The organism is Phaeacidiphilus oryzae TH49 (genome assembly GCF_000744815.1).
Lineage (GTDB): Bacteria > Actinomycetota > Actinomycetes > Streptomycetales > Streptomycetaceae > Phaeacidiphilus > Phaeacidiphilus oryzae.
On sequence record NZ_JQMQ01000005.1, the window covers coordinates 3,742,090 to 3,767,081 of the forward strand.

A 24,992-nucleotide genomic window follows, 5' to 3' on the forward strand; every position below is an offset into this window, starting at 1 on the left:
CCGGGTCGGATGACGCCTCACCGGCGCGAATTCAGCGGATCTTCAGTAGCGCGCGGGACGCGCGCGACCGCTGGGAAGCGCGAAGGGAGCGCCGCCCTCCCGTCGAGGACGGGTGGGCGGCGCTCCCTCGGGCGTTCTCGGGCCGGCGGCCGGTCGTCGGCCGGTCGCCCGCCGGCCGCCCGCCGGCCGTCAGTCGGCGCCGTGGGCCAGCGCCAGGTCGACGCCGTCCCGGCCGCCCCCCTGCAGCGAGACCGCCGTGCTGGCCGGCGGGTAGCCGGTGGCGACCAGGGTGAACTCGGAGCCGGCCAGGCCGTCGAAGGCGTACGCGCCGTCCTCGCCGGTGAGGTGGTTGCGGACCACCGATCCGCCGGCGTCGAGGAGGGAGACCTTGGCGTGCGCCAGCGGCCGGCCGGCCGGGTCGCGGACGACTCCGCGTATGGCGGCGGCCTGCGGCAGGGTGAGGTCCTGGCGGACCGGTCCGCCGGCGCCGGCGTCGACCGGGACGGCGACCGGCTGGTGCCCCTCGGCGGTGAACGCCAGGGTGTACCCGCCGGGCGCCAGCCGCTCGAAGCCGTACCCGCCCTCGGCGGAGGTCAGGCCGGAGGCGACCACCTCGCCGGCCTGGTCGGTGACCACCACCAGGGCTCCCGCCACGGGCAGGCCGCCGGAGCCGAGGACCGTGCCGTGGATGCCGGTCGATCCGCCGAGCAGGAGGTCGACGGCGGCCGGGCCGGCGCCGGGGCGCAGCGGGACGGTGGTGGCCTCCGGCTGGTGGCCGGGGGCGGAGGCGATCAGCACCAGGGCGTCCGCGCCGTCCGCGCCGAGCGCCCCGGCGGCGAACGGGCGGACGGCGTACCGGCCGTCGGCGCCGGAGCGGGCCAGGGCGAGCTGGCGGCCCGTCTGGTCGATCGCGGTCACGGTCGCGCCGGGGACCGGCCGGCCGTCCGAGGAGAGGACGCTGCCGTGGACGGCGGGGGCGGGCTCCCGGGCGGCGTCGGCCGCCTCGGCGGCGAGGGCGGCGACCGCCGCGTGCACGGGGGTGGGGCGGCCACGGCCTCGGCGGCGGAGCCGGCCCCGACCTCCGCGCCCTGGGCGTCCCGCAGGACCTGCTCGGCCTGCGGGGCCTGCGCGTCCTGTGCGTCCCGCGCGTCCTCCGCGGCCGACGCGCCCCGCGACGCCCTGTTCAGCGGGATGGCCAGCGCGACCGCCCCGGCGACCACGGCGACCCCGCAGCCGATCAGCAGCCCGGTCCTGAAGCCGGTACGCGAGGGCAGGGCGACGCCGCCCATCGTCACCGTCATATGGGCCAGGACGACGCCGATCACCGCCGAGGAGACGGTGGTGCCGATCGACCGCATCAGGGTGTTGAAGCTGTTGGCCGAGGCGGTCTCGGAGATCGGCACCCCGCCCATGATCAGGGCCGGCATGGCGCCGTACCCGAAGCCGACGCCGATGCTGGCGATCAGCGCGGCGATCATCAGGCCCCACGGGTGGCCCATCAGGCCGACCGCGGTGCCGTAGCCGGCGGCCAGGACGATCGCGCCGACGGTCAGGGTGATCTTGGCGTTGGTCCTGGCGGTGAGCTTGGCGCCGATCGGTGAGACCAGCATCATCCCCAGCCCGCCCGGCATCATCCACAGGCCGGTGGCCTGGATGGACTGGCCGAGGCCGTAGCCGGTGGCCCTGGGCAGCTCCATCAGCTGAGGCATGATCAGCTGCTGGGCGTACATGGCGAATCCGACGATCACCGAGGCCAGGTTGGTGACCAGCACCTGGCCGCGGGCCGTGGTGCGGAGGTCCACCACCGGGTCCTTGCAGCGCAGCTCCCACCAGCCCCAGATCAGCAGCAGGGCCACCGCGCCGCCGAGCATCCCGAGGGTGGTGCCGCTGGTCCAGCCCCAGTCGGAGCCCTTGGAGATCGCCAGCAGCAGGCAGGCGAGGCCGGCCCCGAGGCCCACGGCCCCGGCGAAGTCGAAGCGGGAGCGCCCGGCCGCCGCCGCCCGGCGCGGGGTCTTCGGGACGAACAGCAGGATCAGCAGTCCGGAGACCAGGCCGAGGCCGGCCGACACCCAGAACAGCACGTGCCAGTCGGAGTGCTGGGCGATGGCCGCGGCCAGCGGGAGGCCGAGGGCGCCGCCGATCCCCAGCGAGGAGCTGATCAGGGCGACCGAGGAGCCGAGCCGCTCGGGCGGCATCAGGTCGCGGAGCGCGCTGATGCCGAGAGCGATCAGGCCGGAGGCGAGTCCTTGGAGCGCCCGGCCGATCACCATCGGCAGCAGCGAGTCCGAGAACGCGCACAGCACCGAGCCGCCGACCAGCGGAACGATGCTGATCAGCAGCATCGGGCGCTTGCCGTAGAGGTCGCCGAGCCTGCCGACGGTGGGGGTGGCGACCGCGGCCGCGAGGAGGGTGACGGTGATCGCCCAGGTGGCGTTGGAGGCGGAGGTGTTCAGGAGCTTCGGCAGATCACCCACGATCGGGATGATCAGCGTCTGCATCAGGGCGACCACGATGCCGGCGAAGGCCAGCGTGAAGACGACGGCCCCTGGTCGCGCCGTCGTGGGTCTGGCGGTGGTCATGGTGAGGGTTCCTCCTAGGTCCACCCCGGCGCTCGACCGGCCCGAGCGACAGCAATGTGCACCATACATAGAACGTGTGCACTGCACAACGTATGCTGACTACACATTCGCCTTCGCCGGTCCATACTGGCCTGGGGGCGAGACGAGGCGGCAGCGGAAGCAGTGGGAGTGGGCGTGAAGAAGCCGACCGAGGCGGTGGAGTACGAGACGATGCTGCTGGGCCGGCACGTCTGGCTGAGCTCCCGTACCAAGCACACCGCGGGCAGTCTGGAGCGCAGCGCCTACATCCTGCTCTCCAGGCTGGAGTTGGTCGGGATGATGTCCATCGGCGAGCTGAGCGAGGCCTTCGGCCTGGACGCGTCCACCCTCAACCGGCAGACCAAGGCGATGACCAGGGAAGGCCTGATCGAGCGGATCCCCGACCCGGAGGGCGGGATCGCCCGCAAGTTCCGGCTCACCGAGGACGGCTCGCGGCGGCTCGCCGAGGCGCGCAGCGAGATGGTCGGCGGCCTGGACAAGGTCCTCGCCGACTGGTCCCCGGAGGAGGTGCAGAACTTCGTGGACTGCCTCCGCCGCTTCAACGCCTCCATCGAGCAGATCGAGGGCCGCCCCTGGCCGCGGCCCTAGCCCGGTGCCGGCCGGGGTTCGGTTCTTCCGAACCCCGGGAGCGGGGGGCCGCTCCATTCCGCGCTGACCTGGTGGTTCCTAGCGTTGACGGCATGAACACCGTGCTTGAGCTGGATCATGTCAGCCGGTCCTACGGCCGCCGGTCGCGCGCCGTCCACGCCCTGTGCGAGATCGACGTCCGGGTGCCGGAGCACACGCTGACGGCCGTGACCGGGCCGTCCGGCTCGGGCAAGTCGACCTTTCTGCAGTGCGCCGCCGGGCTGGACCGGCCCACCTCCGGGGTGGTGCGGCTCGGCGGCCGGGAGATCAGCCGGATGCGGGAGCGCGAGCTGTCCCGGCTGCGGCGCACCCGGGTCGGGTTCGTCTTCCAGTCCTTCAACCTGCTGCCCGCGCTGACCGCGCAGCAGAACGTGCTGCTGCCGCTCCGGCTGGAGGGGCGGCGCCGCGACCCGGCCCGGGCGCGGGAGTGGCTGGCCCGGGTCGGCCTGGAGGGACGGGCCGACGCCCGTCCCGGCGAGCTGTCGGGCGGCCAGCAGCAGCGGGTGGCCATCGCGCGGGCGCTGATCACCGAGCCCGAGGTGGTCTTCGCGGACGAGCCGACCGGGGCCCTCGACCAGGAGACCGCGGCCGGGATCCTGGACCTGCTGCGCGAGGCGGTGGACCGGCAGGGCGCGACCGTCGTGCTGGTCACCCACGACCCGGCGGTGACGGCCCGGGCGGACCGGGTGCTGCGACTGGACCACGGCCGGCTGGTCCAGGACACCGGAGCCGGAGCAGCGGCCGGGTTCGGGTCCGGGCCCGGAATCGGATCAGCGGCCGTTCCCGGGACCGGGCTCAAAACCGGGCTCGGGACCGGGCCCGGTGGCGGGGGCGACGGCTCTCCCGCCGTCGGGACCGCCGCGGCGGGAGGGCGGTTCCGATGAGCGTCCTCCGCCCCACCGGGCTGGCCACCGCCGCCGTCCGCTCCCGGCCCTCGGCCCTGGCGGGCACCTTCGCCGCGCTGGTGCTGGCCGCCACGGTGGTCACCGCGAGCGTCTCGATCGCCGTCTCGGCCTCGACGGCGCCGCGCGGGGCGGATGCGACCGCCCGCGCGCAGCTCGCCGAACTCTCCGACACGGGCGTCGCCTTCTGTGTGCTGACGGTGTATCTGTCCGTCTTCGTGATCGGCCAGGTGATGTCACTGGCCGTGGCCCAGCTCAGGCGGGAGAGCGCGCTGCTGCGCGCGATCGGCGCCGAGCCCCGGCAGATCCGCCGGATGGTCGCCGTCGAGGCACTCGGCACCGCGCTCGCCGCGCTGCCCGTCGGATACGTACTGGGGACGCGGCTCGGGAGCTTCTGGCTGCACGGCCTGGCCGGGCACGGGATGGCCCCGGCCGGTGTCCCCTTCCACTCCGGGTGGCCGCCGCTGGCCGCCGCGGGTGGGGTGCTGGTGGTCTGCTCACAGCTCGGCGGCCTGGTCGCGGGGCTGCGGGCGTCCCGTACCCGGCCGTCGGAGGCGCTCGCCGAGACCGCCGTCCAGGGCGGTGAACGGGTGGGCGCGGCACGGGGGTTGGTGTCGCTGCCGGTCCTGGGCGGTGCGGTGGTGCTGACCGGGGTCGCGGAGGCGGGGTCGGTCGAGAACGCGGCCCAGGTGATCCCGCTGGTGCTGCTCGCCTACCTGGTCGCGATCGGCTTCGCCGGGCCGTGGATCGGGCGGTGCGCGATCGTCCTCTGCGCCCCTCTGCTGCGGGCGTTCGGCGGGGCGCCCGGGGAGCTGGCGATCGCCGGGACCCGGGCGAGGGCGCGCCGGCTGTCCGCCGCGATCACCCCGATCGCGCTGGTCACGGCGTTCGCGGTGGCCAAGTTCACCTCGCTGACCGGATCCGGGGCCGCATCCGACGACTGGGGGGAGGTCTTCGGCACCCTGCTCTACGTCGGCTTCGCCGGGCTGGTGGCCGCCAACACGCTGGTGATGCTGACCCTTGAGCGGCTGCGGGAGTTCTCGCTGCTGCGGGCGGTCGGCGCGGAGCGGCGCCAGATCGTCCGGACGGTCGCGGCGGAGTGCCTGATCATCGCGGTGGCCGGGGTGGGCGCCGGGACGGCCGCGGGCTTCGCGGTGATGCTGCCGCTCGGCGCCCGTACCGGCACGCCGCTGAGCGGGGTGCCGGGGTGGGTCTGGCTCGCCGTCCTGCTGTTCGGAACGGTGCTGGTGGCGGCGTCCGCCGGGGCCCCGCTGCCGCGGATGCTGCGGGTGCGGCCGATGGACGGTCTGACCCGCCGCAGCGGTTGACGGCCGGTCAGACGGCGGTCGGTGATAATGAGGGCCGCGCCGAGGGAGACCATCATGCTGGCAGCCGACGCCGCCTCGAACGCAGCGCCGCAGCCGCGGGCGACGGGCGCGGGGAACCGCCCGCCCGGCCCAGCACGGCGCCGCACCCGGCGACGGCCGACGGACGGCGGCGACCCGAACCCCGTGGCCGAGTACCGCGCGCGCCCGCCGGCCGGTGGCGCGAACTTGGGAACCCGCGGATGACGCGCCGTCTGCTGCGTGCGCTCCTCGGCCGGCCGAGGGAGGCCGCCTACGGGCTGCTCGCCCCGGCCCCCGGGTTCGTCTGCGGGGTCGCGCTGCTGGTGCTCCTCGCCTTCGGGCTGGTCGCCTCGGTCACCCAGGTCGGTGTGGTGCTGCTGATCGGCGCGCTGTTCGCGGCCCGCGGCATCGGGGCCGTCCACCGCGGGCTGCTCCGCGGACTGCTCGGCGAGCGGATCCAGCCGCCGCCGCGCCGGGCCCGGTCGCCCCGCGGGCTGCTGGACCGCGTCCGGGCCTCGCTGACCGACGCCGACGGCTGGCGGGCCGCCGCCTTCGCGCTGGCCTTCCCCCCGATCGGGGTGCTGCTGGTGGCGGTGGCCGTGGTGCCGCGCCTGTACGGGCTGGCCGCGCTGAGCTATCCGATCTGGTGGCGGCTGGTGCGGGGCGACGACGGCCACCGCGGCCTCGGGCTCGGCTTCGGCGGGGTCCACCTCGACAACTGGTGGGCCGCGCTGCTGGTCTGCCTGGCCGGGCTGCTGCCGATGGCGCTCTCCGCCTGGTTCACCCGGGGACTGCTCAGCCTGGTGATCCGGCCGATGGCCCGCGGACTGCTCGGGCCCGGCCGCCTGGACGTCCGCGTCCATGAGCTGGAGGAGACCCGCGCGCTGGCCGTCCAGGACTCGGCGGCGACCCTCCGCCGGATCGAGCGGGATCTCCACGACGGCGCCCAGGCGCGGCTGGTCGCGGTGGCGATGACGCTGGCCCGGGCGCGTGAGCAGCTGGCCCGGATCCCGGGCGGGGAGCCGGAGTTGGCCCGCGGACGGGAGCTGGTGGACGCCGCGCTGGCGGACTCGCGCACCGCGATCACCGAGATCCGGGAGCTCGTCCGGGGCATCCATCCGCCCGCCCTCAACGAGGGCCTGGACGTGGCGCTCGAGACCCTGGCGGCGCGGGCCGGGCTGCCCGCCGAGGCGGTGGTGGAGCTGCCGGTCCGGCCGCCGGAGGCGATCGAGACCATCGCCTACTTCTGCGCGGCCGAACTGCTCGCCAACGCCTCGCGGCACTCGGGCGCGACAAGGGTCCGGATCTCCGCGCGGGAGGCGGACGGCCGGCTGCGGCTGACCGTCCGCGACGACGGACGCGGCGGCGCGCGGCTGCGGCCGGGCGGTGCGACACGGGGTTCCGGCGGCACCGGGCTGGCCGGGCTGGCGGAACGGGTCAGTACCGTGGACGGACGGCTGCTGATCGACAGCCCGGACGGCGGGCCCACCGCCGTCACCGTCGAACTGCCGCTGCCCGCAGGAGAGCTGACAGCGCGTCAGCCAGGCGGGTAGCGGGACCGCCGCGCCGCCGACCACGGGAGCCCTGGGACCGCCGCATGCCGCAGACACCGCCTACGCCTACGCCGCCGCCGACCCCGACCCCGACCCCGTCCACCGGGCAACCGGCCCAACCGGCCCAACCGGCCCAACCGGCCCAACCGACCGAGCCGGCCGAGCCGCTGCGGGTGGTCGTCGCCGAGGACGCGGCCGTGGTCCGCGAGGGCCTGGTGCAGATCCTCCGCGACCGCGACCTGGACGTGGTCGCCGCCGTCGGCGACGCAGACGCGCTGGTCGCCGCCGTCGAGGAGCTGCGCCCGGACGCGGTGGTGGCCGACATCCGGATGCCGCCGACCCACCGGGACGACGGCCTGCGGGCCGCGCTGGAACTCCGCGAGCGCCACCCCGAGCTCGGCGTCCTCCTCTTCTCCCAGTACGTCGAGACCCGGTACGCCGACCGGCTGGCAGGCGGGCCCAGCGGGCTGGCCGGGCTCGGCTACCTCCTCAAGGAACGCGTCGTGGACATCGACGAGTTCGTGGCCGCGCTGCGCCGGGTGGCGGCCGGCGGCACGGCGCTCGACCCGGAGGTGGTCGCCCAGCTGCTGGCCGCCCGCCGGGCCGCCGAGACCCTCTCCGCGCTCACCGGGCGGGAGCGCGAGGTCCTCTCCGCGATGGCCGAGGGCCGCACCAACGGCGGGATCGCGGAGTCCCTCGGCGTCTCCCGGCGGGCGGTGGAGAAGCACACGGCGGCGATCTTCGACAAGCTCGGCCTCCCCCGCACCGAGTCGCAGCACCGCCGGGTCCTGGCGGTGCTGCACTACCTCGACCGGCTCGGCTGAACGGCCGCCTCAGCCGAAGACCCGCCTTGGCCGAAGGCACGCCTCAATCGAACTCCCGCCTCAGCTGAGGGTCTTGAGCGAGGCGGCGTCGTACGGCTGCAGCTCGTCGAGGCGGCCGGAGAGCACCTTCGCCGCCCACTCCGGGTCCTGCAGCAGCGCGCGGCCGACCGCGACCAGGTCGAACTCGTCGCGCTCCAGCCGGTCGAGGAGGTTCTCGATGCCCTTCAGCGGCGAGTCCTGGCCGGCGAAGGCGCTGAGGAAGTCGCCGTCCAGGCCGACCGAGCCCACCGTGATGGCCGGCTTGCCGGTGAGCTTCTTGGTCCAGCCGGCCAGGTTGAGGTCGGAACCCTCGAACTCGGGGATCCAGTAGCGGCGGGTGGAGGCGTGGAAGGCGTCCACGCCGGCCGCGGCGAGCGGCGTCAGCAGGGCCTCCAGCTGCTCCGGGGTGTCGGCCAGCCGGGCGTCGTACGCCTCCTGCTTCCACTGCGAGTACCGGAAGATCACCGGGAAGTCCGGGGAGACCGTCTCGCGGACCGCGGCCGCGATCTCGGCGGCGAACTTGGTCCGGGAGACCGGGTCGCCGCCGTAGGCGTCGGTCCGCCGGTTGGTCCGCTCCCAGAGGAACTGGTCGACCAGGTAGCCGTGCGCGCCGTGCAGCTCGACGCCGTCGAAGCCGATCCGCTCGGCCGCGGCGGCGGACTGCGCGAAGGCGCCGATCACGTCGTCCAGGTCGCGCTGGGTCATCGCCTTGCCGGCGTTCTCGGTGCCGTCCACCCGGATGCCGGAGGGACCGACCACGGGGGCCTCCGGGAAGGGCGCGGAGCCGGGCTTGCGGGTCATGCCGATGTGCCACAGCTGCGGGACGATCGTGCCGCCGGCCGCGTGGACGTCCTCGGCCACCTTCGCCCAGCCGGCCAGCTGCTCCTCACCGTGGAAGCGCGGCACGCGGTCGCTCTCGCCGGCGGAGTCGTGGCCGACGTAGGTGCCCTCGGTGATGATCAGCCCGACGCCGGCGCCGGCCCGCCGCGAGTAGTACGACCGCACGTCCTCGCCGGGGATGCCGCCGGGGGAGAACATCCGGGTCATGGGCGCCATGGCGATCCGGTTGGGGATGGTCAGCCCGTTGAGGACGAACGGCCGGGAGAGGAGGTCGGCCGCGCGGGAGGCCGGGGACTCGGTGACGGTCATGGGTGAGCTTCCTCGCAGGTACCAGTCGGTATGTGCATGTGCAAGCAGTATCCGTGGCTACAACCGCCGCGCGGGCCACGGCATTTCGTTCGCACCCGTCTCAGGCCTGTGATCCCGGCCACGGAGCACCGTCCGGACCATGACATCCGTCAGACCCCTCCGGTGATCCCCGCCCCTGCTGCCCGGGCCGCGGCTGCGACACCATGGTCCTCGACCGAAGGGGGACCACCCGGCATGAACGACACCACCAGCGGCGGCGCGGGCAGCGGTAGCGGTACCGGTACCGGTAGGGGTAGGGGCACGGCCACCGGCGCCGCCACCGGCCTCGGCACGGACCCGGGCGGCGGCGGTCGCCGCGGCTTCGCGACCTTCCTCCCCGGCGGCGGGGACGGCCTGGAGCCGGGACTGCCCGTCCCGCCGGCGGGGCCCTCCGCCCTCCAGCCGGTGCCCAACTGGTACTTCGCCTTCGAAGGCCTCTTCGGCGCCTCCTGGGACCTCTCGCAGAGCCTCCACCTCGGCAGCACCCTGGTCCTGGTGATGGTGGCCGCCAACCTGGCGGTCTCCTCGACCGTGGTCGGCAAGCGGATCAAGCTGATGCGGGCGATGTGGCGGAACGGCCGCACCCGGCTGATCGCCCTCGGCCTGGTGCTCCTCCGGGTCGGCCTCCACTTCGCCCTCGGCGCGCTCGGCATGCAGGTCACCGGCGTTCCCGGGCACCTGGCGATCGCCGCCGCGATGGGCGTACTGGCCGCCGGACTCCTCTGGTTCGACCAGCGGGTGATGCTCCGCGTCCTCACCACCACCGCCCGCACCGCCGACGCCCGTACCCCCACGGCGGCCTGACCCCGCCGCGCCGCGGCCTGCCCCCCACCACTGCGGCCCGGCCCCCACCGCCGAGGCCCGACCCCGCCCGGAAAAGGACCTGATCGACGCGGTCCGGGCTTCTAGCATGGCGCGCATGGTGATCGAGGTGCGGACGGCCCGGGACGGCGAGCGCGAGGAACTCAGGCGGCTGACCGATCTGGCGTTCGCGGTGCGCCCCAAGCCCTTCGACGAGGCGGAGGACCGCAGCCGCGGTCCCCTGGAGCGGCGGCTGGTCGCCGTCGACCAGGAGGACGGCGGGCGCCCGGTCGGCCACTGGCTGATGCACGAGGCAGGGCAGTGGTTCGGCGGGCGCCGGGTGCCGATGGCCGCCGTCGCCGGGGTCGCCGTCCACCCCACCCGCCGCTCGGGGGGCATAGGCGGCCGGCTGGTCGGCGCCGCCCTGCCGGCGATGCGGGAGCGGGGAGAGGCCATCTCCTCGCTGTATCCGATGAACCACACCTTCTACCGCCGGTTCGGCTGGGAGTCGGCCGGCGACCACCCGCTGCTGGAACTGCCGATGCGGGAGCTCCTCGACCTGCCGCGGCCAAGCCGGCGCCTGCTGGTGCGCGAGACCTCGGAGGCGGACCTCCCCGCGCTGCGCCGGCTCCACGACCGGATCGGCCGCACCGAGTCCGGCAACCTCGCCTACGGCCCCCACCTCGCCTTCCGCAGGTTGCTCGGCCACCCGGGCCTCAGCGAGGGCTACCTCGTCGAGTCCGACGGCGAGATCACCGGGCTGGTCGTCCTCCAGCACGAGGAGCCGCGCGGCGAGGCCGAATTCTACTCGCTGACCGTCAGCAACCTCCTCGCCACCGACCTGGACAGCGAGTTGACGCTGTGGCAGCTGGTGGCCGGCCACCACCCGGTGGCCCGGACCGTCCGCTTCGCCCTCGCCCCGCACGTCGCCCTCCCGGTGCTGCTCGGCGAGCGCGGAGCGCGTCCGGTGGGCCGCGGGTTCGGCTTCATGACCCGGCTGGTCGACGCGCCCGCGGCGGTGGCGGCCCGCGGCTACCGGCCGGAGGCCGACGCCGAGCTGTCGCTGGAGATCGCCGACCCCCACGCGCCGTGGAACGCGGGCCCGTACGTCCTGCGGGTCAAGGGCGGCGACGGCGTACTAGAGCCGGGCGGCCCGGGCCGGGTCCGGCTGACCATCGGCACCCTCGCCTCGCTCTACACCGGCTGGGCGGATCCCGTCACCACCGCCCGCCTGGGCCGCCTGCCCGGCGCCGACGAGGCCGACCTCGCCGCGCTGGGCGCGGTGTTCGGCGGCCGCACGCCCTGGTCCCGCGACTTCTTCTGAGGCCGCCGGGATCCCGGGATCAGCGCGATCGGGTGAAGGTCAGGTGGGTCACCCCGCCGGGCGTCGCCACCGACTCGACCTCGAAGCGCTCCTCCAGCCCTTCGAGCCCGTCCCACAGCCGCTCACCGCGACCCAGGACGATCGGCACCACGGCCACGTGGAGGTGGTCCACCAGGTCCTCGGCGAGGAACTCGCGGACCGTCGTCGGCCCGCCGCCGATCCTGACGTCCAGCCCGCCGGCCGCCTCACGGGCCCGGCGCAGCGCCTCCTTCGGCGTGGCGTCGATGAAGTGGAACGTGGTGCCGCCCTCCATCTCCAGCGAGGGGCGGGGATGGTGGGTCAGCACGAACACGGGGGTGTGGAACGGCGGGTTGGGCCCCCACCAGCCGCGCCACTCGTGGTCCTCCCACGGGCCGCGCTGCGGGCCGAACTTGTTGCGGCCCATGATCTCGGCCCCGATGCCCGGGGTGAGGGCGGCGGCGAACACGTCGTCGACGCCCGCGGTCCCCTCCGCCTCGCCCTGCATCGCCCGGAAGGTGCGGGTGGGGAAGAACCACTCGTGGAGCCGCGTGCCGGCGTGCCCGAACGGCGCGTCCAGCCGCTGGCCCGCGCCGGTGGCGAAGCCGTCGAGGGAGACGGACAGGTTGTGGACTCTGACACGGGACATGGCGCCGGCCCCCGGCTCTCGAAGCGAACTCCACCGATACATCCACGAACTCCTGGCTGCCGAGCATAGACGCCGCCGGGCGGTTCAGCGCGTGCCCAGCGCCTCGTGGCGGAGCCACCGCAGCAGCGTGGGGTTGTCTGCGGTGGTGACGACGCCGACCGTGCGGCGGACGTACCGGTCCCCGTCCAGCAGCGCCAGCAGGCTCGCCGCCAGGTCCGCGCGGGAGGTGAACCGGCCGTCCGGGTGGCCCTCCACGACGGTGTAGGCGGTCACCGCCGGCAGGTGGTAGAGCCCGCCCGGGCGCACGATCGTCCAGTCCAGGTCGCTGGCCCGGACCAGGGCCTCCATCCGCCGCATGTCCGCATAGAGGGTGCGGCCCGCCACCCGCGTCACATAGGGAAGGAGCAGCCGGTTGAAGAGGAACCCGGCGTCCGGGTACGGGTGGGGGTCCACGCCGCTCGAACTGACCACCCCGAGCCGGCGCACCCGATGGCGCGCCATCGCCTCGATGATGTGGGCGACGCCCTGCGAGTAGGTGCGGATCGGCTCTCTGCCCGGGGGCACCCCCAGAGTGGACAGCACCGCGTCCCGCCCCTCGACGGCGGTGTCGACGGCCACCGGATCGAGGACGTCCGCCCCGACGACTTCGAGATGGTCGTGCCGGAGCGGGAAGGACCCGGTCCGGCGGGTGACCGCGGCGACCCGGTGCCCGGCGGCGAGCGCCTGCTCGGTGAGCAGGCGTCCGGTGGGCCCGCTGGCCCCGAAGACGGTGATGCGCATGGGGTGTCCCCTCTCGTCTGGTCCCGCTCGGTCCCGTTCGGACCGCGTCTGCCGGACCGTTCCTCACCGATCAGGACAAGACAGCCCGGCCGGTTGTGACACCGCGCCGTGTGACCGGCGTTCGACCGACTCGTCACAGGGCTGTCCTGGTCTCCCCCGCGCCGGAACGCGGGCGGCGCCGGGCGTGTCCAGGGAGCAGAAAGGTTTGATCACCACGGAGCAACAGCACTGAAGGAGGAGCGACGATGCACCCGCTCGCCTCGAAGGTCGCGGTCCTGGCCCTCGCCGCCTCGGCGGCGCTGCCGCTCACCGCCTGTGACGTGCTCGGCAGCGGCACCATGGCGGGCGGTGCCGGACAGGGGACGCGCCCGGTGCCGGCCGGAGCCTGCCGGACCTCGGACCTGGCCTTCAGCAAGTCGGCGGGTCAGTCCGCGGACACCCTGCGGATCGACCTGAAGAACACCGGCACCGGCGGCTGCTGGCTCCGCGGCACGCTCAAGGCCCTGCTGGAGGGCCCGGGCGACGAGGAGCAGGCGGCCAGCACACAGGTGGGCAGGCCGACGCGGCTGACCCTACGGCCCGGCGGAAGCACCGGCTTCCTCGTCCGCTTCAAGCAGAGCACCAGCGGCGACGCCTGGACCTTCACCAGCCTCCTCATCTACCCGCCCCACGAGACCACCCCCTCCCCGGCGCTCGCCGTCACCGTCCACGGCGACCCCAACGACCCCTCCACGATCACCATCACCCCGACGGGCCCGAACAGCAGCCGTCCGTGACGGCCGAGCATGCCCGAGAGAGCTGACGAAATTCGCGAACTCGCGGGCGGCGAGGAGTAGTGCAGGCTCTCCACCCCCACCCGGTCCGCCTTGGGGTCTCTCTGCGGTCAGCCCTTGTGCAGCAGACGCAGAACCAGCTCAACCACGGCCCGAGCCGCCAGCTCGCCGCCGACGCTCAATGCGAAGCGGTTGACTGCCCGAAGCGCGCGACGGGCGCGCGTGGGTGGCTGCTCGGCAGGCACCATCTCGGTAGGCATGACTGCGGCTGTTGACTGCACCACGCACACGAGGACCACGATCATTTGTGTCTCCACAGGGATGCGATTCGGCGCGGGGCGTCCCCCGCTTGCGCGAGCTCGCGGGCATCCTGGGAGACGGTCGGGCCTCACCCAACCCCTCCGGTGTCGCTGGGAGAGGGGACGCCAGAGGCGTCAGAGGCGGAGCCAACTTTTCGCTGACCAGCGGAGACGCAAAGCAGTCAGAAAATTGCGTCGCAACGGGTAGTGGAAGGTCGGACCAGCCCGTGTCATTTCGTCTCTTGTTCGCTGGCCCGGACGGGCCCGCCGAGCTGGCGCTGCACGGATGCGGGTCCGGCATCTGCACGTGCCCCCATACTCAGGGAGCCACCCGGAAGATCGAGAAAGCCCTCTGGGGGAGCTCCAGAGCCGCCCCCCTGGACAAAGACCAAGACAACGAGGGCGGAGGCAACGACGAAGGGCTCGACCGCGTGACGGTCGAGCCCTTCCTCTGCCCTGGTGGGCGGGTGCGGAGGATACGAGATTCGAACTGCTAATTCTCCGTGGCGGGGCCCAGGCTGCGTCCACTGCCCTCCTGGTCTATGGCGAGATCGCTCGCAGAGCGCCTCTCGGCCACCGTTGAACGGAGGCGAACGCATCGGTGACTACCACCACAGTCGCCCCTGGCCTCACGGCGGCCGGTGATCTGCGCGCACGGGCCGTTGCGCCGGGCATGCAATCGCCGGGCGGGCTCCGTTGTCAGCGGACGTCCTCAGCCCGGCCTTCGATGAAGCAGGTCAGTCAGCAGGATGCAGCGTCGTACTGGCGGTCGCCGAAGTCCGCGATGATGCGCAGACGGCCGCCCAGCGCCTCTACGTAGCGGCGCAGGGTGTCGACCTCGGTACAGCCAAGCTCGCCGCGCTCCAGGCGGGAGACATTGTTCTGCCCCGTCCCCATGGCCGCGGCAACCTGAGTCTGGGTCAGGTGCTGCTCCTTGCGGATCTCGGCAAGGTGGTAGGCACGAACGACTGCCTGCAGATGCGCCTGGTCGGCAGCCTTCTGCTCCGGTGTCCGAAGGGTGCCGTTCGCCTCCATGACGGCCTCAGCCTGAGCCTTGACGTCGCTCCACTTCGCGGTCATGCCTCTCCTTCCTTCTCTCTCAGGTAGTCCTCGTACCGTTCCTCGGCGAGGGGGATGCTCTTGCGGTACCACTTCTCCCACTGACCGGCCTTGTCTCCGGCAACGAGCAGGATTGCCTCTCGCTCCGGTCGAAGCAGAACAGGATTCGGATTCGGCCCCTGACGGTGATGGGCCGCAACTCCTTCATGTTGTGGACCTTCGACCCCTTGACGGAGTCGACAAGCGGTCGACCGAGTGCGGGGCCGACCTTCTCCAGTTCCTCGATCGCGTCAAGGACCCCCTGGGCGATCTCGGGATCCTCGGAAACCAGACCGAGGTACCACGACTGCACCTCGTCGTGCAGATTGATGTCCCATGCCACGACCGGAGAATATCACTTGTAAGTGATATCCGCTCGAGATGATTTTTACACGTCGTGGCGCTGCGGCGCCAGACGTGAACGCAGCACCCGTGCGGCAGTGCTTGGAAAGAGACTCCCGGGGCTCCACCTTCGGGGAACTGCAGCGCGGGCGATTGCCTGAGCGGTACACCGGGCTCGGCCAAGGTCGCTGGCGACGATGACCTCCGAGGCCGGTTGGCGCAGCGAGTTCGCCACCTGCTCAGCCTGGCACCATCCGTCGCGGGACAGGCAGATGTCGGCGTGGCTGGTGAACCGTCCGGCCTCGGTCCAGGCGGTGGCGCCGTTCCGGGCGATGGCGATCTCCCAGTCAGGTGCGGCCACCGGCACCACCCGAGATATCCAGCGAGCTTCCCGTCACGTAGGAAGCCAGCGGTGACAGCAGGAGTGCGGCTGCTGGCGCCACCTCGTGAGCGTCCCCGAGTCGCCCCAAGGGCACTCCTCTGCGGAGGGCCTCCGCATCGCACCACTCGGCGTAGGTCTGCGAGGTTTCCGCGGCGGAGTAGCGGTCACGCTGGCGGTCGGTGACGATCGCGCCCAGGCTGATCGCGTTGACGAGTACCCCCGATGGCGCGAGTTCGAGGGCCAGGGAACGGGTCAGACTCGCGACGGCGGCGCGAGTCGCGCTCACTGCTGCCATGTCCGCTTCGGGTGCGTGCGCGGTGATGCCGTTGATGACGAGGATGCGTGCGGCGTCGGACTGCGTCAGGAATTTCAGTGCGGGTCGGACGAGATTGAGGACCGAGCCCACCTTCACCTCGAACTGGTCGTTCCAGGTCGACTCGGGGGTGTCCAACGCGCTGCCGAAGGCGCCTGCTCCGGCGTTGGCCACCACCCCGTCCAGCCGGCCGAATCGCTGTTCGGCCAGGTCGACGGCGTGGCTGACGGCCACCGCGTCACGAACATCGGCCGACTGGACGAGGAGGCGCCCACGCTGGTCGCGCGGCAGCGAGGAGCGGACGCGCTCCAGCCTGGCGGCATCGCGGGCACAGGTGGCGACCAGGGCGCCTTCGGTCAGGAGCAACTCGACGATCCCTCGTCCGATGCCGCGGCTGCCTCCCGTCACGAAGAAGGCGCGTCCGGCGAGTTGAAGGTCCACGGGGGGTCAGTACCACCTTTACGAGACCGCCTGCGTTGCGCCCGGCCGTGCTCTGCCGCGGCCGCCCGGGATGTTGCGGCAGGTCATGTTCTCGCCCAGCCAGGAACGAACGGCATCGTAGACGCCTCGTAGCTCTTCGTGATCCGAAGCAGTCAGAACAGCGTCGACCACATAGTCCGACACCTTCGGCGCCCCCTGCGGCAGGGCCCCGCCCGCTGATCCCGTTTGGGGTGTGGTTCGGGCGTCGACGCGATCATGGGCTGGGGGCCGGAAATCCGGAAATCGGCTCGCATGTGCCGCCAGTACCAGTACCTCACCAACCGGGGGCTCACCGACACCGCCGACAAGATCGTCGGCCTGCTCTGAGCCACGCCCGAAGATCGTCCGGCCGCCTGATCTCGGCAACTGCAACGAGAAATGCAACTGCGTAACGACGAAGGCCCAGACGGGGTGACCGTCCGGGCCTTCGTCTGCCCAGATGGGCGGGTGCGGAGGATACGAGATTCGAACTCGTGAGGGGTTGCCCCCAACACGCTTTCCAAGCGTGCGCCCTAGGCCTCTAGGCGAATCCTCCGCCGAGAACTGTACTAGACGCCGAGGGGTGCTCGCGAACCGCTGCGACCTGGGGCTCGGGAGAGGTGGATCACGTTCGGGGGGCGGGGCGGGGGGTGGAGGCGAGCACCGGTCGGGATCCGCTACTCTTTGGGCAGCCCCTCGTGTGGCGCTATCTCGCTGAACCCCCCCAGGGCCGGAAGGCAGCAAGGGTAGGTGAGCTCTGGCGGGTGCGCGAGGGGTCCTTTTCTTTCCCCGGGGGCCCGCGGGTTCCGGCGGTGGGCGCGGGTTGTCGGTGGGGACCGTTATCGTCGGTGGCGTGTCGCTCGCTCTCTATCGCCGCTACCGTCCTGAGACCTTCGCCGAGGTGATCGGGCAGGAGCACGTCACCGGTCCGCTCCAGCAGGCGCTGCGCAACAACCGGGTCAATCACGCGTACCTGTTCAGCGGGCCGCGGGGGTGTGGGAAGACGACGAGCGCCCGGATCCTGGCGCGGTGCCTCAACTGCGAGCAGGGGCCGACGCCCACGCCCTGCGGGGAGTGCCAGTCCTGCCGCGACCTGGCCCGCGGCGGCCCCGGGTCGATCGACGTGATCGAGATCGACGCCGCCTCGCACGGAAACGTCGACGACACGCGCGACTTGAGGGAGAAGGCCTTCTTCGGCCCCGCGTCCAGTCGCTACAAGATCTACATCATCGACGAGGCCCACATGGTCTCGACGGCCGGCTTCAACGCCCTGCTGAAGGTCGTCGAGGAGCCGCCGGAGCATCTGAAGTTCATCTTCGCGACCACGGAGCCGGAGAAGGTGATCGGGACGATCCGGTCCCGGACCCACCACTACCCCTTCCGGCTGGTCCCGCCCGCGACCCTGCGCGAGTACCTCCAGGACGTCTGCGGGCGCGAGGAGATCGTGGTCGAGGACGGCGTCTTCCCGCTGGTGGTGCGGGCCGGCGCCGGTTCGGTCCGGGATTCGATGTCGGTGATGGACCAGCTGCTCGCGGGCGCCGGCGAGGAGGGCGTCACCTACGGGATGGCCACCGCCCTCCTCGGGTACACCGACGCCGCGCTGCTCGACGAGGTGGTGGAGGCGTTCGCCGCCCAGGACGGCGGCGCCGTCTTCCAGCTGGTCGAGCGGGTGGTGGACGGCGGGCACGACCCGCGCCGGTTCGTCGCCGACCTGCTGGAGCGGCTGCGCGACCTGGTGGTGCTGTCCAGCGTGCCGGACGCCGGCGAGAAGGGGCTGATCGACGCCCCGGCCGACCGCATCGAGGTGATGGAGCGGCAGGCGCGGGCCTTCGGCCCGGCCGAGCTCAGCCGTGCCGCGGACCTCGTCAACACCGGGCTCGCGGAGATGCGCGGGGCGACCTCGCCCCGGCTGCAGCTGGAGCTGATCTGCGCGCGGGTGCTGCTGCCGGCGGCCTTCCAGGACGAGCAGTCGCTGCAGACGCGGCTGGAGAAGCTGGAACGGCGGATCGCGCTGGGCGGGGCCGTCGTGGGCGGCGGCGGGATGCCCGGCGGGGCCACGGCCGTCTCGGCGGTGGGGCCGGGGGCGCTGGAGACGGCGCCGGCGGCGGAGACGGCGCCGGTCGCGCAGTCCTCGTCGACCGCACCGGGGCCTGCGGCCTCGTCGTCCCCTTCTCCCTTCCCCTCCACGTCGTCGACGCCGGCGCCGGCCCCGGCGTCCCAGCCGGCCGCGCCGGGGAGCGGGGGCGGGCAGGGGGCCTCCGTGCCCGGGCCGGTCGCGCCTGAGGCGCCGGAGGGGGCGTCGGCCTCGGCCGGCCTCGGGGCGGCGCCGGGGCCCAGCGCGGGGCGTGGCCGGTGGCGCGGAGCTTCGGGGCCGGAGCCCCGGCGGCGCAGACCGCCCCGGCGGCGCCGGCCGGGTCGGCCGGGCCCCCTTCGCAGGCCGCGCAACCGCCGGCCCAGGCGGCGCCCGCGCCGCAGGAGCGGCAGCAGCCGTCGGCCCAGCAGCCGCCGGCCCAGGCGGCGCCCGCGCCGCAGGAGCGGCAGCAGCCGTCGGCCCAGCGGCCGGCGCCGCAGGCCTCCGCCGCCCCGGCCGGGAACGCGCAGGCCGGTGCGGCGCAGGTGCGGCAGATGTGGCCGCAGCTGCTGGAGGCGGTCAAGGGCCGCCGCCGGGTGACCTGGCTGCTGCTGCAGCAGGCCCAGGTGGCCGGGTTCGACGGGAACACCCTGCAGCTGTCCTTCGCCAACGGCGGTACCCGGGACGGGTTCGTCAACTCCGGGCACGACGAGGTACTCCGTCAGGCGGTTCAGGAGTCGGTCGGCGCCAACTGGCGGGTGGAGTGCATCATCGACCCGTCCGGCGGTGGCGGGAACGGCGGAGGCAACGGCGGCGGGCCCCCGCGTCCGCCGCAGGGCGGGGGCCCGGCGCGGGATCGCCGGGAGCTCCCGCGTTCCAGGCGCAAGCACAGGCGCAGGCGCCCGCGCAGCCGTCCGCGCCGGTGCAGGCTTCCGTGTCCGCGCCCGCATCCGCGCCGGCTGCGGCTTCAGCCCCGACCCCGGCGCCGTCGACGCAGTCGCAGGCGTCGCCGCAGCCGCCGAGCCCGGCGTCCCAGCAAGCCCGCCCGCCGCAGCAGCCCGGGCAGTCCTCCGCCGCGGCCCGTGCCCGCGCGGCGGCGGCCGCGGGAGCCCCCGTGGCCAGCGTCGAGGCCGGCTTCCCGCCCGAGCCGTCGGATCCCGACCCGGAGCCGGACCCGGGCTACGGGGCCGTCCCGCCGGACGAGGACATCCCCGACTACGACGATCCGGACATCGACGAAACGGCCCTCTCCGGCCGCGAGTTGATCGTCCGCGAGCTGGGCGCGACGGTGCTGGAGGAGATCCCGCACCAGTAGGGCGCGCGTCCGGCAAACTGCCCCCCGCAGCCCCGCGTCGCCCTCGCGCCTCTCGCGCCCGCCCCCGCGTCGCCCGCGCCCCCGGTTGCGCGCGTACGTTCGGGGGAAGCGGTGTGCAGCGCGTAGGCTCGGTCGGGACCGACACCTCGTGAGCTGCCCGTGCGGCAGCCGAGCGCAAGGCAACCACGTACCAAGGCAGGAGCGAAGCCGTGATCCCCGGTGGCCAGCCCAATATGCAGCAGATCCTCCAGCAGGCGCAGCAGATGCAGCAGGACCTGGTCAAGGCGCAGCAGGAGCTCGCCGAGACCAAGGTCACCGGCTCGGCCGGCGGCGAGCTGGTCAAGGCGACCGTCACCGGCGGCGGCGACCTGGTCGGCCTGGTGATCGACCCGGCCGCGGTCGACCCGGAGGACACCGAGACCCTCGCCGACCTGGTGCTGGCCGCGGTGCGGGACGCCAACGCCCACGCGCAGAAGCTTCAGCAGGAGCGGCTCGGTCCGCTCACCCAGGCGCTGGGTGGCGGCGGCAGCGGGATCCCCGGGCTCCCGTTCTGAGCCTCGGGCTCCAGCGCCCCGGATGTCGGCGCTTCAGGCCCTGGCATTTCAGGCCCTGGCGCTTCGAGACCGTTTCGGACCGTTGCGGCCCGCTCACCGGCTGCGGGTGGCGACTCGGAGGCGGCTCGATCTGAGCGATGGATGAATTCCGGGCGTCGGACGGTGTGTCCGGCGCCCGGGGCGTTGGATGATGTCAGGATCGGGAGCCGATCCGTCGGCGCGGGCACGGGCACAACGCGGGCACGGGCACGGGTACACGGTGAGACGGATACACAGAAGGTGTGGGTAGGGCGTTGTACGAGGGCGTGGTCCAGGACCTCATCGACGAGTTGGGCAGGCTGCCCGGCGTCGGTCCCAAGAGCGCGCAGCGGATCGCCTTCCACATCCTGCAGGCCGATCCGGTGGACGTGCGCCGGCTGGCGCACGCGCTGACCGAGGTCAAGGAGAAGGTGCGGTTCTGCACGGTGTGCGGGAACGTCTCCGAGGCCGAGCTCTGCCGGGTCTGCCAGGATCCCCGCCGCGATCCGGCCGTGATCTGCGTGGTCGAGGAGCCGAAGGACGTGGTGGCGATCGAGCGGACCCGCGAGTTCCGCGGCCGCTACCACGTGCTGGGCGGGGCGATCAGCCCGATCGAGGGTGTGGGCCCGGACGACCTGCGGGTACGCGAGCTGATGACCCGGTTGGCGGACGGCGAGGTGAACGAGCTGATCCTGGCCACCGACCCCAACCTCGAGGGCGAGGCCACCGCCACCTACCTGGCGCGGCTGATCAAGCCGATGGGGTTGAAGGTGACCCGGCTGGCCAGCGGCCTGCCGGTCGGGGGAGATCTGGAGTACGCCGACGAGGTCACCCTCGGCCGGGCCTTCGAAGGGAGACGACTGCTCGATGTCTGAGCCGATGACTGGGACCAACACCGTCACGGAGACCGACGCCGCCACGGCCGAGGCGGCCACGGCGGGGGCGGTTCGCGGCGCGCCGGCGCTGCCGGACGAGTTCGCGGTCCAGATCGCGGACTCGGTGAACAGCTTCGTGCTGTCCGTGAGCGAGATCGCCAAGGGCGACGAGCCGGGCAGCGCGATCTCGCTGCTTCTCCTGGAGGTGTCCCAACTGCTGCTCACCGGTGGCCGGTTGGGCGCGATCGAGGACGTCCTGCCGGACGACAGGTATGAGCCGGACACCGACCGCAGCGAGGCCGAGGGCGAGGACGAGCTGCGTGAGCGGCTGGCCGAGCTGCTCGCGCCGATCGACGTCTACCACGAGGTCTTCGACCCGTACGGTCCGGCGGAGGAGCGGCCCAACACCTTCCGGATCTCCGACGACCTCGCCGGAGTCGTCTCCGACCTGCGGCACGGGCTCGCCCACTACCAGGCGGGCCGGGTCCCCGAGGCGCTCTGGTGGTGGCAGTTCTCCTACCTCGCCAACTGGGGCTCGACCACCACGGCCGTGCTGCGCGCCCTCCACTCGCTGGTCGCCCATGTCCGCCTGGACAGCCCCATCCTGGCCGCCGCGGACGGCGCCGACATCGACGACGACGGCCTCACCGACGACCAGCTCGCCGAGCAGGCGGGCGCGGTGATGGCCGCCGAACTCGGCGCGGGCGACGCGGACAAGTAGGCCGTCCGGTCCGGGCACGCCCAGGCCGGGGCCCGCTGCCGCAACGGCGCTCACGCCGGTCGCACTGCGCCCACGCCAGTCGCACGGCGCTCACGCCGGTCGCACGGCGCTCACGCCGGTCGCACGGCGCTCGCGCCGCGCCCGCCGGAGCCGTCCGCCGGAGCCGTCCGCCGGAGCCCTCCGCTACGGAGACGCGGACGTGGCCTGCGTCTCAGCATGCGACGGATCGGATTGGGCTCGTACCCGCTGGTTAGACTTAGCGCGACCGCAATAATCGGAGGTAGGAGCGCACGTGGGCCTTGTCGTGCAGAAGTACGGAGGCTCCTCCGTTGCCGATGCCGAGGGCATCAAGCGCGTCGCCAGGCGAATCGTCGACACCAAGAAGGCCGGCCATGAGGTCGTCGTCGTGGTGTCCGCGATGGGTGACACGACGGACGAGCTGATCGATCTCGCGGAGGAGGTATCGCCCATCCCGGGCGGCCGCGAGCTCGACATGCTGCTGACCGCCGGAGAGCGAATCTCCATGGCGCTGCTGGCGATGGCGATCAAATCACTGGGGCACGAGGCGCAGTCCTTCACCGGCAGCCAGGCCGGCGTGATCACGGATTCCGTGCACAACAAGGCGCGGATCATCGACGTGACCCCGGGGCGGATCCGCACCTCCCTGGACGAGGGCAACATCGCCATCGTCGCCGGCTTCCAGGGCGTCTCGCAGGACAGCAAGAACATCACCACCCTGGGCCGGGGCGGCTCCGACACCACCGCGGTCGCGCTGGCCGCCGCGCTGGACGCCGAGGTCTGCGAGATCTACACCGACGTGGACGGCGTCTTCACCGCCGACCCGCGGGTGGTCAAGAAGGCCCGGAAGATCGACGAGATCGCCTTCGAGGACATGCTCGAACTGGCCTCGTCCGGGTCGAAGGTGCTGCTGCACCGCTGCGTCGAGTACGCCCGGCGCTACAACATTCCCATCCACGTGCGCTCCTCGTTCAGCGGGTTGCAGGGCACGTGGGTCCGCAACAAGGAAGAGAGCGAAGGGGCCGCCGAGATGGAGCAGGCGATCATCTCCGGAGTCGCCCACGACACTTCCGAGGCGAAGATCACCGTCGTGGGAGTGCCGGACAAGCCGGGCGAGGCCGCCCGGATCTTCCGTGCCATCGCCGATGCCGAGATCAACATCGACATGGTGGTGCAGAACGTCTCGCAGGCGACCACCTCCCTGACCGACATCTCCTTCACCCTCCCCAAGACGGAGGGCCGGAAGGCGATCGAGGCGCTGGAGAAGGTGCAGGCCGGGATCGGTTACGACTCGCTCCGCTACGACGACCAGATCGGCAAGATCTCCCTGGTCGGCGCGGGGATGCGGTCCAACCCGGGGGTCACCGCGACCTTCTTCGAGGCGCTGTCCAACGCGGGCGTCAACATCGAGCTGATCTCCACCTCGGAGATCCGGATCTCGGTGGTCACCCGCGCCGACGACGTCAACCAGGCGGTGCAGGCCGTGCACTCCGCCTTCGGCCTGGACAGCGACAGCGACGAGGCGGTCGTCTACGGCGGCACCGGGCGATGACCCCGGACGGGGCGGCGAGCGCACCCACGCCGGAGAGCCCCTCGGGGGGCGTCTCCGAGAGCGAGAGCTCTGGGCGCGCGCCCGAGAGGGCCGCCGCCGGCGGAGGCCGGCGGCGTCGCCGCCCCACCCTCGTCGTGGCCGGGGCCACCGGCCGGATCGGCTCCGTCCTCCTCGAGCTCCTCTCCACCAGGTCCGACGTCTGGGGCGAGATCCGGCTGGCCGCCGCCCCCGAGGAGCACGGACGCCGGCTGACCGTCCGCGGCGAGGAGACCGAGCTGCGGGCGCTGGACGAGGACTGCTTCGCGGGCGCGGACATCGCGCTGTTCGCGCTGCCCAAGCCGCTGGCCGCGCGGTGGGCGCCGATCGCGGTCGGCAACGGCTGCGTGGTGGTGGACAGTTCGGGCGCCTTCCGGATGCACCCGGAGGTGCCGCTGGTGGTGCCGGAGGTGAACGCCGCCACCGCGCGCCTGCGTCCGCGCGGTGTCGTCGCCGGCCCTCGCGGCACCACCCCTCCGCTCGCGGTGGCACTCGGCGCCCTGCACGCCGAGTTCGGCCTCGCCGAACTCGTGCTGGCCACCTACCAGGCGGCCTCCGGGGCCGGCGAGTCCGGGGTGCGGCGGCTGCGCGCGCAGCTCTCCGCCGTCGCCGTCGGCCAGGCGGCCGGACAGGCGCCCGGCACCTATCCCGGAGACGTCCGGCGGGCGATCGGCGATCTGGACGAGCACGGCGAGCCGCTGCGCCCCGAGGCGTCCGGCCCCGAGGCGGCTGGCGCGGAGGCAGCTGGCGCGGAGGCGCCCGGCGCGGACCCGGACGACGCGCCGCTGGCGCTCAACGTCGTCCCCTGGTGCGGCCGTACGGAGGAGGACGGCTGGTCCTCTGAGGAGCTCGGGCTGCGCGAGGAGCTCCGCAAGATCCTCGGCCTCCCCGAGCTGAAGGCCACCGCGACCTGCGTGCGGGTCCCGGTGGTGACCGGCCACTCGATCGCGGTGCACGCGGTATTCGCCCGCGAGGTCACCGTCGAGCGGGCCCACCGGGTCCTCGCCGAGGCGCCCGGCGTCCTCGTCTACGACGACCCCGAGCAGCGGGAGTTCCCCACCCCGGTGGACGTGGTCGGCACCGACCCGGCCTGGGTGGGCCGGGTGCGGCGGTCCCCGGACGACCCGCGGGCGCTGGACTTCTTCCTCTGCGCCGACAACCTGCGCAAGGGCGGCGCCCTCAACCTGGTGCAGATCGCGGAGGCGGTCTGCGCCGAGCCCGCCGCGGCCACCGAGCCGGCCGCGCCCGGCCGCCCGTAAAACCACCGGTCGCACACGAGCGGTCCTGGCATGATTCTGACGCGCGCGGCAACCCGTCCCACCCGCCGGGAAGCGAACGGCCTGTCGGGGGCTCTGTCCTGGTTCGCCGGAACGTGTGGAACTTCGGGAGTGGAGGGAACCGCTCCGAGTGCCGCATACGTCCTGCCGTTCGCGGTGAACCGTGTGCAACCCTTGGCGGGTTCGAGGTGTCCAACTGTCGTGGCGGAGATTGTGGGTG

The 24,992-nt window shown here is 73.3% G+C and carries 24 protein-coding genes, 1 tRNA gene, 1 other RNA gene and 1 pseudogene; 16 read left to right on the plus strand and 11 right to left on the minus strand.

All coding sequences use genetic code 11. From position 1 onward, the window contains the following. Positions 1–189: 189 nt before the first annotated feature. Both BS73_RS39735 and BS73_RS20360 read right to left on the minus strand, forming a co-directional pair. Positions 190–918 carry a carboxypeptidase-like regulatory domain-containing protein gene (locus tag BS73_RS39735; protein ID WP_235215704.1) on the minus strand — a complete coding sequence of 243 codons (729 nt, stop codon included), beginning with the start codon at positions 916–918 and terminating at the stop codon, positions 190–192. After that, a complete protein-coding gene (locus tag BS73_RS20360; RefSeq protein WP_063837033.1) occupies positions 915–2,579 on the minus strand; it encodes an MFS transporter in 1,665 nt (554 codons plus the stop codon). Before BS73_RS20360 ends, BS73_RS39735 begins: the two co-directional genes overlap by 4 nt. A gap of 174 nt (positions 2,580–2,753) precedes the next feature. Between BS73_RS20360 and BS73_RS20365 the strand changes: the two genes are divergently transcribed. The 5 genes from BS73_RS20365 (at position 2,754) to BS73_RS20385 (ending at position 7,870) form a co-directional block, all read left to right on the plus strand. Next, entirely contained in the window at positions 2,754–3,206 is a 453-nt protein-coding gene (locus BS73_RS20365; protein ID WP_037580394.1) for a MarR family winged helix-turn-helix transcriptional regulator, read from the plus strand. A gap of 92 nt (positions 3,207–3,298) precedes the next feature. Continuing rightward, positions 3,299–4,129 (plus strand): ABC transporter ATP-binding protein, encoded by an 831-nt coding sequence (locus BS73_RS20370; RefSeq protein WP_084704222.1) that lies wholly within the window; start codon positions 3,299–3,301, stop codon positions 4,127–4,129. Further along, entirely contained in the window at positions 4,126–5,475 is a 1,350-nt protein-coding gene (locus BS73_RS20375) for an ABC transporter permease (protein WP_037574541.1), read from the plus strand. The genes BS73_RS20370 and BS73_RS20375 overlap by 4 nt, the downstream gene beginning before the upstream one ends. A gap of 239 nt (positions 5,476–5,714) precedes the next feature. Further along, a complete protein-coding gene (locus BS73_RS20380) occupies positions 5,715–7,046 on the plus strand; it encodes a sensor histidine kinase (RefSeq protein ID WP_037574543.1) in 1,332 nt (443 codons plus the stop codon). A 167-nt stretch (positions 7,047–7,213) separates the two neighbouring features. Then, positions 7,214–7,870: a response regulator gene (locus BS73_RS20385; RefSeq protein ID WP_037580398.1), complete on the plus strand. Its 657-nt coding sequence runs from the start codon at positions 7,214–7,216 to the stop codon at positions 7,868–7,870. A gap of 60 nt (positions 7,871–7,930) precedes the next feature. On the opposite strand, the gene BS73_RS20390 is transcribed toward BS73_RS20385, so the two are convergent. Next, positions 7,931–9,058 (minus strand): NADH:flavin oxidoreductase, encoded by a 1,128-nt coding sequence (locus BS73_RS20390; RefSeq protein WP_037574546.1) that lies wholly within the window; start codon positions 9,056–9,058, stop codon positions 7,931–7,933. Between the two features lie 234 nt (positions 9,059–9,292). Between BS73_RS20390 and BS73_RS38835 the strand changes: the two genes are divergently transcribed. Together BS73_RS38835 and BS73_RS20400 are read left to right on the plus strand one after the other, a co-directional pair. Then, on the plus strand, positions 9,293–9,901 hold the full coding sequence (locus tag BS73_RS38835) for a hypothetical protein (RefSeq protein ID WP_200886715.1): 609 nt from the start codon (positions 9,293–9,295) through the stop codon (positions 9,899–9,901). 115 nt (positions 9,902–10,016) lie between these two features. After that, positions 10,017–11,222, plus strand: coding sequence for a GNAT family N-acetyltransferase (locus tag BS73_RS20400; protein ID WP_161789686.1), 1,206 nt, complete (start codon positions 10,017–10,019; stop codon positions 11,220–11,222). Between the two features lie 19 nt (positions 11,223–11,241). On the opposite strand, the gene BS73_RS20405 is transcribed toward BS73_RS20400, so the two are convergent. Next, positions 11,242–11,889 carry a dihydrofolate reductase family protein gene (locus tag BS73_RS20405; protein ID WP_037574550.1) on the minus strand — a complete coding sequence of 216 codons (648 nt, stop codon included), beginning with the start codon at positions 11,887–11,889 and terminating at the stop codon, positions 11,242–11,244. Positions 11,890–11,973: 84 nt separating this feature from the next. Beyond that, positions 11,974–12,669, minus strand: a complete 696-nt coding sequence (locus tag BS73_RS20410; protein ID WP_037574552.1) for an NAD(P)-dependent oxidoreductase — start codon at positions 12,667–12,669, stop codon at positions 11,974–11,976. 245 nt (positions 12,670–12,914) lie between these two features. Here BS73_RS20410 and BS73_RS20415 point away from each other — a divergent pair, with 245 nt between their 5' ends. Continuing rightward, positions 12,915–13,445 carry a DUF4232 domain-containing protein gene (locus BS73_RS20415; protein WP_037574554.1) on the plus strand — a complete coding sequence of 177 codons (531 nt, stop codon included), beginning with the start codon at positions 12,915–12,917 and terminating at the stop codon, positions 13,443–13,445. 107 nt (positions 13,446–13,552) lie between these two features. Here BS73_RS20415 and BS73_RS20420 read toward each other — a convergent pair whose 3' ends face one another. The 6 genes and pseudogenes from BS73_RS20420 to BS73_RS20440 form a co-directional block, all read right to left on the minus strand. After that, positions 13,553–13,747: a hypothetical protein gene (locus BS73_RS20420; RefSeq protein WP_037574556.1), complete on the minus strand. Its 195-nt coding sequence runs from the start codon at positions 13,745–13,747 to the stop codon at positions 13,553–13,555. Between the two features lie 735 nt (positions 13,748–14,482). Further along, positions 14,483–14,821: a helix-turn-helix domain-containing protein gene (locus tag BS73_RS20425; RefSeq protein WP_037574558.1), complete on the minus strand. Its 339-nt coding sequence runs from the start codon at positions 14,819–14,821 to the stop codon at positions 14,483–14,485. Further along, positions 14,818–15,182: pseudogene (locus BS73_RS39740) on the minus strand (type II toxin-antitoxin system RelE/ParE family toxin). Before BS73_RS39740 ends, BS73_RS20425 begins: the two are co-directional and overlap by 4 nt. 45 nt (positions 15,183–15,227) lie before the next feature. Further along, positions 15,228–15,551 (minus strand): phosphoglycerate mutase family protein, encoded by a 324-nt coding sequence (locus tag BS73_RS40995; protein ID WP_407675034.1) that lies wholly within the window; start codon positions 15,549–15,551, stop codon positions 15,228–15,230. Beyond that, on the minus strand, positions 15,529–16,317 hold the full coding sequence (locus BS73_RS20435; RefSeq protein WP_037574560.1) for an SDR family oxidoreductase: 789 nt from the start codon (positions 16,315–16,317) through the stop codon (positions 15,529–15,531). Before BS73_RS20435 ends, BS73_RS40995 begins: the two co-directional genes overlap by 23 nt. A 489-nt stretch (positions 16,318–16,806) precedes the next feature. Next, positions 16,807–16,891: transfer RNA gene (locus BS73_RS20440), tRNA-Ser, on the minus strand. A gap of 131 nt (positions 16,892–17,022) precedes the next feature. Here BS73_RS20440 and ffs point away from each other — a divergent pair. From ffs to BS73_RS20475, 8 genes are all read left to right on the plus strand, one after another. After that, positions 17,023–17,119, plus strand: an RNA gene (ffs, locus tag BS73_RS35555) — signal recognition particle sRNA small type. Positions 17,120–17,188: 69 nt separating this feature from the next. Further along, on the plus strand, positions 17,189–19,006 hold the full coding sequence (locus BS73_RS34890; protein ID WP_235215470.1) for a DNA polymerase III subunit gamma and tau: 1,818 nt from the start codon (positions 17,189–17,191) through the stop codon (positions 19,004–19,006). Positions 19,007–19,520: 514 nt separating this feature from the next. Beyond that, entirely contained in the window at positions 19,521–19,721 is a 201-nt protein-coding gene (locus tag BS73_RS39745; protein WP_235215471.1) for a hypothetical protein, read from the plus strand. Positions 19,722–19,930: 209 nt separating this feature from the next. Further along, a complete protein-coding gene (locus BS73_RS20455; protein ID WP_084704224.1) occupies positions 19,931–20,275 on the plus strand; it encodes a YbaB/EbfC family nucleoid-associated protein in 345 nt (114 codons plus the stop codon). A gap of 293 nt (positions 20,276–20,568) precedes the next feature. Next, on the plus strand, positions 20,569–21,168 hold the full coding sequence (recR, locus tag BS73_RS20460) for a recombination mediator RecR (protein WP_037574565.1): 600 nt from the start codon (positions 20,569–20,571) through the stop codon (positions 21,166–21,168). Continuing rightward, positions 21,161–21,889: a DUF5063 domain-containing protein gene (locus tag BS73_RS20465; protein WP_235215472.1), complete on the plus strand. Its 729-nt coding sequence runs from the start codon at positions 21,161–21,163 to the stop codon at positions 21,887–21,889. The genes recR and BS73_RS20465 overlap by 8 nt, the downstream gene beginning before the upstream one ends. A gap of 292 nt (positions 21,890–22,181) precedes the next feature. Beyond that, a complete protein-coding gene (locus tag BS73_RS20470) occupies positions 22,182–23,459 on the plus strand; it encodes an aspartate kinase (protein ID WP_037574568.1) in 1,278 nt (425 codons plus the stop codon). 134 nt (positions 23,460–23,593) lie between these two features. Next, positions 23,594–24,754: an aspartate-semialdehyde dehydrogenase gene (locus BS73_RS20475; protein ID WP_037574570.1), complete on the plus strand. Its 1,161-nt coding sequence runs from the start codon at positions 23,594–23,596 to the stop codon at positions 24,752–24,754. The last annotated feature ends 238 nt before the right edge of the window (positions 24,755–24,992 follow it).